This window comes from Brevundimonas sp. UBA7664 (assembly GCF_002483305.1).
Classification (GTDB): Bacteria; Pseudomonadota; Alphaproteobacteria; order Caulobacterales; family Caulobacteraceae; genus Brevundimonas.
This window is the reverse complement of sequence record NZ_DLHQ01000054.1, coordinates 1-9374: the sequence shown is the minus strand read 5'-3', so window position 1 is coordinate 9374 and position 9374 is coordinate 1. Positions and strand designations below refer to the sequence as shown.

General features: G+C 69.6%; 7 protein-coding genes, 1 tRNA gene, 2 rRNA genes and 1 pseudogene. 5 read left to right on the top strand and 6 right to left on the bottom strand.

The genetic code is table 11. The annotated features are described in order from the left end of the window. The 4 genes from B2742_RS12755 to B2742_RS12740 all read left to right on the top strand — a co-directional run. A partial coding sequence (locus B2742_RS12755) for a hypothetical protein (RefSeq protein ID WP_292066893.1) occupies nt 1-427 on the top strand: 427 nt, incomplete at its 5' end. Continuing rightward, a complete protein-coding gene (locus B2742_RS12750) occupies nt 424-1293 on the top strand; it encodes a TIGR01459 family HAD-type hydrolase (RefSeq protein ID WP_292066892.1) in 870 nt (289 codons plus the stop codon). The genes B2742_RS12755 and B2742_RS12750, both read left to right, overlap by 4 nt. Nucleotides 1294-1376: 83 nt before the next feature. Beyond that, the gene (locus tag B2742_RS12745; protein WP_414633070.1) at nt 1377-1838 is read left to right on the top strand and encodes a MaoC family dehydratase; all 462 of its coding nucleotides are present in this window, start codon (nt 1377-1379) and stop codon (nt 1836-1838) included. 1 nt (nt 1839) lies between these two features. After that, nucleotides 1840-2772, top strand: coding sequence for a bifunctional riboflavin kinase/FAD synthetase (locus B2742_RS12740; protein ID WP_292066889.1), 933 nt, complete (start codon nt 1840-1842; stop codon nt 2770-2772). Here B2742_RS12740 and B2742_RS12735 read toward each other — a convergent pair. Continuing rightward, nucleotides 2765-3307: a DUF3828 domain-containing protein gene (locus tag B2742_RS12735; RefSeq protein ID WP_292066887.1), complete on the bottom strand. Its 543-nt coding sequence runs from the start codon at nt 3305-3307 to the stop codon at nt 2765-2767. The two genes, B2742_RS12740 and B2742_RS12735, sit on opposite strands and share 8 nt — an antisense overlap. 225 nt (nt 3308-3532) lie before the next feature. Here B2742_RS12735 and ileS point away from each other — a divergent pair. After that, nucleotides 3533-6456 (top strand): annotated as a pseudogene (ileS, locus tag B2742_RS12730) (isoleucine--tRNA ligase). 49 nt (nt 6457-6505) lie between these two features. Here the strand turns inward: ileS and B2742_RS12725 are convergent. From B2742_RS12725 to B2742_RS12705, 5 genes are all read right to left on the bottom strand, one after another. After that, a complete protein-coding gene (locus tag B2742_RS12725; protein WP_292066886.1) occupies nt 6506-8263 on the bottom strand; it encodes a M56 family metallopeptidase in 1758 nt (585 codons plus the stop codon). Next, nucleotides 8260-8634, bottom strand: coding sequence for a BlaI/MecI/CopY family transcriptional regulator (locus B2742_RS12720; RefSeq protein ID WP_292066884.1), 375 nt, complete (start codon nt 8632-8634; stop codon nt 8260-8262). The genes B2742_RS12725 and B2742_RS12720 overlap by 4 nt, the downstream gene beginning before the upstream one ends. A gap of 170 nt (nt 8635-8804) precedes the next feature. Beyond that, nucleotides 8805-8881, bottom strand: a tRNA-Met gene (locus tag B2742_RS12715). Nucleotides 8882-8958: 77 nt separating this feature from the next. Then, a 5S ribosomal RNA gene (gene rrf / locus B2742_RS12710) occupies nt 8959-9073 on the bottom strand. Nucleotides 9074-9143: 70 nt separating this feature from the next. After that, nucleotides 9144-9374 (bottom strand): 23S ribosomal RNA (locus tag B2742_RS12705); the annotation flags it as partial.

Here is a 9374-nt window from a genome sequence, read left to right as displayed (position 1 = left end):
GAGCGGCCTGCTTCGTCGAAACGGTAATAATATCAAAGCACCGGGCGAGGCCCGGCCGCTCCGCGCCCTCCCCAACCGCCTCGACACAGGCGGCGAAGAGTCATGTCCGTCCTGTTTCAGGCTTCAGCCGAAAGGTCCCTTCATGCCCCGTTGCCGCCGTCCCCGCGTGAGCGAGAACCACTACGTCCGCACCCTCCAGATGCTTCGTCTCGAAGGCCTTGAAACGGGCCGGTTCGAACCGGCGTCGGACCGGGAGATGATGTACCTCCAGCTCTTCAACAGCGGGCTTCGCCCCGACCGGAACGACTTCGTCGTGTCCTGGCCCCTGCTCCAGCTGGAAGCGATCCTCTTTGATTGGGACGAAGCCGGGGACCTTGCCGACCCGCCCTTCTCCCCCACCCCCGAACCCGCTATCTCCGGCCCATGACCCTCCTCCACGCCCTGAACGGCCTGTCCGACATCGCCTCCGACTATGACATCCTGCTCTGCGACGTCTGGGGCGTGATCCACAACGGCCGCGAAAGCTGGCCCGCGGCCTGTGACGCCCTCGCCCGCTTCAACCGCGACCACGGCCAGGTCGTGCTGATCTCCAACTCGCCGCGCCCGGCCCCCGGCATGATCGCCCAGATGGACGCCCTCGGCGTGCCGCGGGACTCCTGGGGCGCCGTGGTCACCTCGGGCGACGCCACCCGCGTGGAGCTGGCCAGGCGCGCGCCCGGCCCCGCCTGGATCATCGGCCCCGACCGCGACGGCCCGCTCTATGACGGTCTCGGCCTGACGCCCGCGAACGGCGCCGAAGACGCCGCCTTCATCTCCGTCACCGGCATGGTCGACGACGAGGTCGAAACCCCCGAGGATTACCGCGAACGCCTGTCCGCCGGCGCCGCCCGCGGCCTCGAACTGATCTGCGCCAACCCCGATCGCGTGGTCCAGCGTGGCGACAAGCTCATCTACTGCGGCGGCGCCCTGGCCGACCTCTACGAAGGCCTCGGCGGCCGAGTCACCATGGCCGGCAAGCCGTTCGGCCCCATCTACGACCTGGCCCTGCACGAGGCCGCCGCCTTGCTGGGCCGCCCCGTCGACCGCTCCCGCGTCCTGTGCATCGGCGACGGCGTGGTCACCGACGTGCTCGGCGCGAACAAACAGGCCCTCGACTGCCTGTTCATCGCCCAGGGCATCCATGGCGACGCCGCGCGCGGCCCCGACGGCCGCCTCGATCCGGCCCGCGCCGCCGACCTGCTCAAGGCCGAGACCACCTGGGCCCGCTACGCCGCGCTCGATCTGACGTGGTGACCACGGCCATTTTGGCCTCAGGCCGCGTCGGCCTGAATCCGAAAAATGGCCCACTCAGGGACAAATCGCGCTAAGGCCGGACGATGACAGAGATTGTGACGAAGCACCCCTCGGGCGGCTACATCCTCGAGGAACTCCACGTCGGCATGACGGCGGAGACGCACATCCTCGTCACCGAACAGCGCATCCAGCAGTTCGCCGACGCCTCGGATGACTACAATCCGGTGCATATGGACGAGGCCTTTGCGTCGAAGACCGCCTATCGCGGCCGTATCGCCCACGGCCTGCTGACCGCCTCCTTCGGCTCGGCCGTGGTCGGCACCATCCTGCCCGGCGCCGGCGCCATCTACCTGTCCCAGACCCTCGGCTTCCACATGCCGGTGCGGATCGACGAGACCGTTCTGGTCCGCGTCAGCGTCAAGTCCGTCGACCCCGAAAGCGCCCGCGTCGAGCTGGACTGCGAGGCCTTCGTCGACGGCAAGCGGGTGATGGACGGCGTCGCCCTGGTCCGCGTTCCCCGCCGCCGGCGCCCCGCGAAGGACTGACTTGGTCGAGATCGTCACCGACTGGCGCGACCTGCCCGACCGGCTTCGCGGCGCGGCCGTGGCCATCGGCGCCTTCGACGGCGTCCATCGCGGCCATCAGGCCGTGATCGCCCAGGCCCGCGCCGCCGCCGACCGCCTCGCCGCCCCGCTGGCCGTGGTCAGTTTCGACCCCCACCCGCGCCGCTGGTTCCAGCCCGACGCCGCCCCCTTCCGCCTGATGACCTCAGGCCAGATGGCCCGCGCCATGGCCCCGCTCGGCGTCGACCGCCTGCATCTCCTGCCCTTCGACGCCGCCATGGCCGCCATGTCCGACGAGGCCTTCGCCCGGGAGGTGCTGGCGGACGGGCTGGGAGTGCGCCATGCCGCCGTCGGCTTCGACTTCACCTACGGCAAGGGCCGCACCGGTTCCCCCGAAGGCCTGCGCCGCCACGGCGAGGCCCTGGGCTTCACCGTCACCGCTGTCGACCGCGTCGACGACCCCGACGGGCTGAAACTGTCCTCCTCCGCCGTGCGCGAGGCGCTCAAGGCCGGCGACATGCCCCGCGCCGCCGCTATCCTCGGCCGCCCGTTCGCCCTCGAGGGTCAGGTGATCCACGGCGACAAGCGCGGCCGCACCATCGGCGTGCCCACCGCCAATGTGCCGCTGGGCGACTACATGCGCCCCGCCTACGGGATCTATGCGACCCGCACCCGCCTGCCCGACGGCCGCGTCATCGACGGCGTCGCCAACCTCGGCGTCCGCCCCATGTTCGAGATCGACCAGCCCCTGCTCGAGGTCTGGCTGTTCGACTTCAACGAGGACCTCTACGGCCAGATCGTCGAGACCGACCTCATCGCCTTCCTGCGCGGCGAAATGGCCTTCGACAGCCTCGACGCCCTCAAGGTCCAGATCGACAAGGACGCGGCGGCGGCCCGACGTGTGCTCGCTAGCTGATCGCCGCCATCAGGGTTTCGGTCAGCGCCGGACGCCCCGGAACCAGCACGTCGGAGACCTTCCACATCGGCCCCTCCTTGACCAGTTTCAGCGTCTGCCGCTTCGTCTCGCCCGCATTGGTGAACACCACCGCCGCCTCGGCCGCCGCCGGCCCGGACTGCGTCACCGTCACCGACTCCAGGGCGAAGCCCTCGCTGTCCTGGCAGTCGCAGATCGGATCATAGTTCAGCGTCGGAACCTCGCCCGCCGCCTTGGCGACGTCGGCGCCGATCATGGCGTTCAGCATCCGGTCGTAGATCGGGTCCTGCCCCGGCCGCAGCGGCTCGCCCATCCCGGCGCCCGGCGTGGCGTGGACCGCGTACAGGGCCCGGACGAATTCCTCCGGCCCGGCCCGCGCCGCCTCGTAGATGGCCGGACGTCCCGGCGGCAGGGCGGCGGGCGCGTCGGCCGGCTCTACGGCTTCATCGCCCGACGGCGAACAGGCGGCGAGGCCGGTCAGAACGGCGGCGGCGATACTCAGGACGTGGCGGCGCATGGGACCCTCCCGGACACCCGGGACTATCCCGCCGCCGCGGCCAACTGGCAATCCCGGCTGGCGCCCGGCCCTCGCCGTCTGCTAGACCACTCCCACCATGACCGTCCGCGTGTTTCGCCCGATTTCGATTAGCCGCCCGGCGTAGCGCTGCAGGGCTCTGGCCCCGTGCACGCCGGGATCGATACCGACGCGAACGATCACACATCGACGACGAAACGAGACTTCATGGCTGACGCCAGCGACACCCCCACCGGCCGCGACTATCGCGAAACCGTCTTCCTGCCCGAGACGCCCTTCCCCATGCGCGGCGGCCTGCCGCAAAAGGAACCGGCGATCATCGAGCAATGGGGCGACCTCTATGCCGCCCTGCGCAAACAGCGTCAGGCCGAGGGCGCGCCCCTCTACGTCCTGCACGACGGCCCGCCCTACGCCAACGGCGACATCCACATCGGCCACGCCCTCAACAAGACGCTGAAGGATTTCGTCGTCCGCAGCCGCTTCCTGCTCGGCAATGACGTCGACTACGTCCCCGGCTGGGACTGCCACNNTGCCACGGCCTGCCGATCGAGTGGAAGATCGAGGAACGCTATCGCAGCCAGGGCAAGCGCAAGGACGAGGTCTCCAAGGCCGAGTTCCGTCAGGCCTGCCGCGAATACGCTACCGGCTGGATCGACGTGCAGCGCGACCAGTTCAAACGCCTCGGCGTCCTCGGCGACTGGGACCATCGCTACGCCACCATGGACTTCACGACCGAGGCGGCGATTGTCGGCGAGTTCCACAAGTTCAAGAACTCGGGCCAGCTCTACCGCGGCTCCAAGCCGGTCATGTGGTCGCCGGTCGAGCGCACCGCCCTGGCCGACGCCGAGATCGAATACCACGACCACGTCAGCCCGACGGTCTGGGTCAAATTCCCCGTCACCGGCGCGACCGACAGCCATCCGGACGACCTGCTGGCCTTCCGCCACGCCAATCCGTCGATCGTAATCTGGACCACCACGCCCTGGACCATCCCGGCCAACCGCGCCATCAGCTACGGCCCCGAGATCGCCTATGGCCTCTATGAGGTCACGGCCATGGAAACCGGGCTGGAGTTCGAGCCCTGGGCCAAACCCGGCGACCGGCTGATCGTCGCCGACAAACTGGCCGAGGACGTGTTCAAGGCCGCGAAGATCGCCGCCTGGACCCGCCTCGACGACCTGAACCCGTCCGGTCTGGAGTGCGCCCATCCGCTGGCGGCCCTCGCCCCCGGCTACGGTTTCTCCGTGCCCCTGCTGGCCGGCGACCACGTCACCGACGACGCCGGCACCGGCTTCGTCCACACGGCGCCGGGCCACGGCGCCGACGACTTCGAGGTCTGGAAGGCCCACGGCCATCACGAGGTCCCGGACACCGTCGATCCCGACGGTGCCTACCACGACCACGTCCCCCTGTTCGCCGGCCTCAAGGTGCTGGAGACCGAGGGCAAGAAGACCGGCAAATTCGGTCCCGCCAACGGCGCGGTGATGGAAAAGCTGATCGAGGCCGGCAACCTGCTGGCGCGCGGCCGGATGGAGCATTCCTATCCGCACAGCTGGCGCTCCAAGGCGCCGATCATCTTCCGCAACACGCCGCAGTGGTTCATCCGCATGGACACGCCGCTGGCGGATGACGGCACGCTGCGCGAGCGGGCGCTGGACGCCATCGACAAGACCGATTTCCACCCTGAGGCCGGACGCAACCGCATCCGCTCCATGGTCGAGGGCCGCCCTGACTGGCTGATCAGCCGCCAGCGCGCCTGGGGCACGCCGCTGGCCATGTTCGTCGACAAACAGACCGGCCAGCCGCTGGTCGACGCCGAGGTCGACGCCCGCATCACCGCCGCGGTGGCCGAGGGCGGCGCTGACGCCTGGTTTACCCGTCCCGACGCCGACTTCCTCGGCGCTCACGACCCCGCGCGCTACGAGAAGATCGAGGACATCCTCGACGTCTGGTTCGACTCCGGCTGCACCCACGCCTTCACGCTGGAAACGCGCGACCCGGCCCATGGCTACACCGGCGACCGCCCCTCGCACTGGCCGGCGGACCTCTATCTCGAGGGCTCGGACCAGCACCGTGGCTGGTTCCAGTCCAATCTCCTCGAAGGCTGCGGCACCCGCGGCCGCGCCCCCTATGACGCCGTCCTGACCCACGGCTTCACCCAGGACGAGAACGGGGAGAAGATGTCCAAGTCGAAGGGGAACACGACCGACCCCGCGACCATCATCAAGGAATCCGGCGCCGACATCCTGCGCCTCTGGGTCTCGCTGGTCGACTACGCCGAGGACCAGCGGATCGGGAAACAGATCCTGCAGACCACGGTCGACGCCTATCGCAAGCTGCGCAACACGGTTCGTTATCTGCTGGGCGCCCTCGTCGGCTTCGACGAGGCCGAACGCCTGCCGCTCGACCAGATGCCGCCGCTCGAGACATTCATCCTGCACCGGCTGTGGGAGCTCGATCGCGACGTCCGCAAGGCCTACGCCGAATACCGCTTCCAGGACGTCGTCCGTCCGGTGCTGGAGTTCTGCTCCAATGACCTGTCGGCCCTCTATTTCGACATCCGCAAGGACAGCCTCTACTGCGACCGCCCCGACGCGATCCGCCGCCGCGCGGCCCGCACGGTCATGCACGAGGTCTTCCTGCGCCTCACCGCCTGGCTGGCGCCGCTCACGCCCTTCACCATGGAAGAGGCCTGGGGCACGCGCTATCCCGATGGCGGGTCGAACTGCGCCCGGGTGATCCCGGAGACGCCAGCGGAATGGCGGAATGTGGGCGAAGCCAAACGCTGGGCGGACGTTCAGGCCGTTCTGGAAGTCGTCAATGAGTCGCTGGAGGCCGCGCGCAGAGACAAGGCAATCGGCGGGGCGCTCGACGCCTGGCCGGTTGTCACCGGCCCCGCCACGGCCTTCGCGCCGTTCGACGGGCTCGACGCCGCCGAGGTGTTCCGGACGTCCGGCGCCGAACTGATCACGGCCGGGGACGCCGTGACGGTCGAGGTTCGCCTTGCCGACCACCCCAAATGCGCCCGCTCATGGCGGCGCGTGCCCGATGTCGGCTCCGATCCCGCCTATCCCGAACTCAGCGCCCGCGACGCGGACGCCGTGCGCTGGTGGGACGCGCGGCAAGGCTGATCATCCGCCCGCTCCGGATCGACCGGAGCGGGCGAATGATGCGGTGCGATCAGGACGGCTGCCGCGCCGCGCGTTCGCGCAGTTGCACGGCCCGCGCCTCAAGCTCGTCCGCCTGGGTCGCCAGACGGGGCGACAGCGCCCTGAGCTCGGCGTCGGTGACGGTGTCGCCGCGTTCGCGCGCCCGTTCGATCTGTTCAGCCCGATACGCCGGATCACGCAGTCGCGCCGATTCCTCACGCATCTGTCCGGCGCCCGCGATCATCTGCTGGGCGCCCTGGGCCATGTGCACCCGGGCGTTGGCCACCTCGAGCATCGCCGCCTCGCGGGCCTGCCCCGCCATGGCGCGGGCCCGCGTCGCCTCTACGACCGCGGCCCGTGCGTGGGTCCGGGCTTCAGCCGCGGCGGCGACCTGGATGCGGGCCTGGGCCCGGGCTTCAGCCGCCTCCCGGCGGGCCTCGCGTGCCTGAATCCGCGCCTCGACCGCCGCCTGGCGGGCTTCAGTGACGGCCTGGCGTTCCTGTTCCGTCAGCGGACGGCCGCTATGGACCCAACCGGCGCGGGTCGCACGGGCCGGAGGCGCGGGCGGGGCCGGCGGAGCGGGAGGCGCCGGCGGCGCCACGCCGTAGGCCGCGGGGGGTGCGGGCGGCGAAGGCGGAAGCGGCGGCGGGGGCGGGGGCGGGGGCGGCGCATACGCGTCCTGCATCGCGGTCCATTCACTGGCGAACGTCACGGGAGCCGTCGGCGCGACCACATCGACCGGCCGGACCTCGGCGACCGCCGAAACGGGTGCAACCGTCCTCACCGGGGCCGTCGACGCGGCCTCCGCGTGAGGTGCGGCCGGCGCGCGGGGCGTCAGTTCCAGGGCGGCGATCGGCGTGGCGACCCCGACCAGGGCGCCAACGGCGAGGGCCATGGCGAGCGGGCGGGGACGCAGTGGTGCGGAGGTCTTCATGATGCAGGCGATCCTTCGGGTGAGGGTTTCGGCGGGTCCCGCCATCCCGAGGGCGGCGGGCGGGTTGAAGTCGGCGGCGAGGCCCACAAGGGCGCGGGCATAGTCGCGAGGTTCGACCTCACCGAGGGCGACCGCGTCGGCAGCCTCCTCGCTGCGGGCCGACAGGGCGGCATGGAGTCGCCAGACCAGCGGGTTGAACCAGAACAGGCCAAGGGCGATCCGCGACAGGACCAGGAAGAGCCAGTCGCCGCGCTGCAGATGGGCGAGCTCATGGGCCATGACGGCCCGGGCGGTCTCGGGACGGGCCAGTTGATCTTCGCCGATCAGGACCAACCCCGGCGGCGTCCCCCAGCTCAACGGCGCCCCCACGGCCGGGGACGCCACCAACCGCGGACGACGGTCGGGGACCAGGCGATCGAGCGGTGCGGTCCAGGCCGCGGCCGTCACAGTCCGGCCGCTCCGGGTCCAGCGCCGCAGGGTCCAGACTCCGAGCGCGAACCGGCCCAACACCAGCACGGCGCCGACGGCCCAGGCCCACAGCGCCAGGTCTGCGGCCGACGGCCAGAGGATTGAGCCGGACAGGGCCACGCCCTCGACCGTTTCGACCGCCCCGGCCCAGGCCACGGGAGGCGGCGGGGCCGAGGGGGCCTCGAGCGGCGGCAACAGCGGAACCGAAAGGGCGGGCGCGGCCGCCATCATCAGCGGCAGGACGATCAGCAGACAGACCGTGGCCCTCAGGATGTCGACGCGATCCGCCGCTGGCCGGAAGCTCAGCGCGCACGCCAGGGTCAGGCCCACACCGGCGATCAGGCCGGACTTGAGCAGCAGCTCGACGGCCAGGCCGGCGCCGCTCACGAGCCCCGCTCCCGCGCCTGCTCGATGGCCCGTTCCAGGGCCTCGAGCTCCTCGGGTTTCAGCTTCTGCGTCAGGCCCAGCAGGGCGGTCGCGGCCGAGACAGCCGAGCCGGCGAAGAAGGTGTCGACCGTGCGCCGCAGGGCTCCGGCCGCCAGGGTCTGGGGCCGCTGCATCGGACGATAGACAAGTCCGTCGTCCGCCGACCGCCGCCCCACGAGGCCCTTGGCTTCAAGCCGGGACAGCAGGGTCCGCACGGCCGAGTCGCTGAGCGCGCCGCTCATCGCCGCGCGCACCGCGCCCGTCGTGGCCTCCTCCAGTCGGCACAGGACCTCGAAGGCCTCTCGCTCGCGTCTTGGCAGGGATTCGATCACGTCGGCGCCTCCGTTATCCGCTACATATGTCGCGCTACGTTTGTAGCGGAACGAGGCAGGATTGAGGCGAAGGCGTGAACTCGCGGTAAGGGGAAAGGCGGGCCGCACTGAAAGCCCGGGCCGAACAGCAAAAAGCCCCGCCGGCGATGCCGGGCGGGGCTTTCAGATCTTGGGTGCGGGAGCAGGATTTGAACCTGCGACCTTCAGGTTATGAGCCTGACGAGCTACCGGGCTGCTCCATCCCGCGGCAAACGGTAGTGTAAGGGAAGAGCAGTTCGAGAGATGGGCGACGGCCCATAATACAATCATCTATCCGTCTGGTAGACCCGGCGGCGACCTACTCTCCCGCGCCTTGAGACGAAGTACCATCGGCTCTGGAGGCCTTAACGACCGAGTTCGGAATGGGATCGGGTGGGGAACCTCCGACATAGCCACCAGGTCAACCAGGCGGATAGACGATTGTGAGAAGACATTGTCGTATTCGAAAATCGAATGAGTTTTGCTGAGAAACGATCAAGCCGATCGGATTATTAGTACCAGTAAGCTTCATGGGTCGCCCCACTTCCACACCTGGCCTATCAACGTGGTAGTCTTCCACGATCCTCAGCGAAGCCTTGTTTTGAGGTTAGTTTCCCGCTTAGATGCTTTCAGCGGTTATCTATTCCATACATAGCTACCCTGCTGCACAACTGGCGTCATGACAGGTCCACCAGAGGTATGTCCATCCCGGTCCTCTCGTA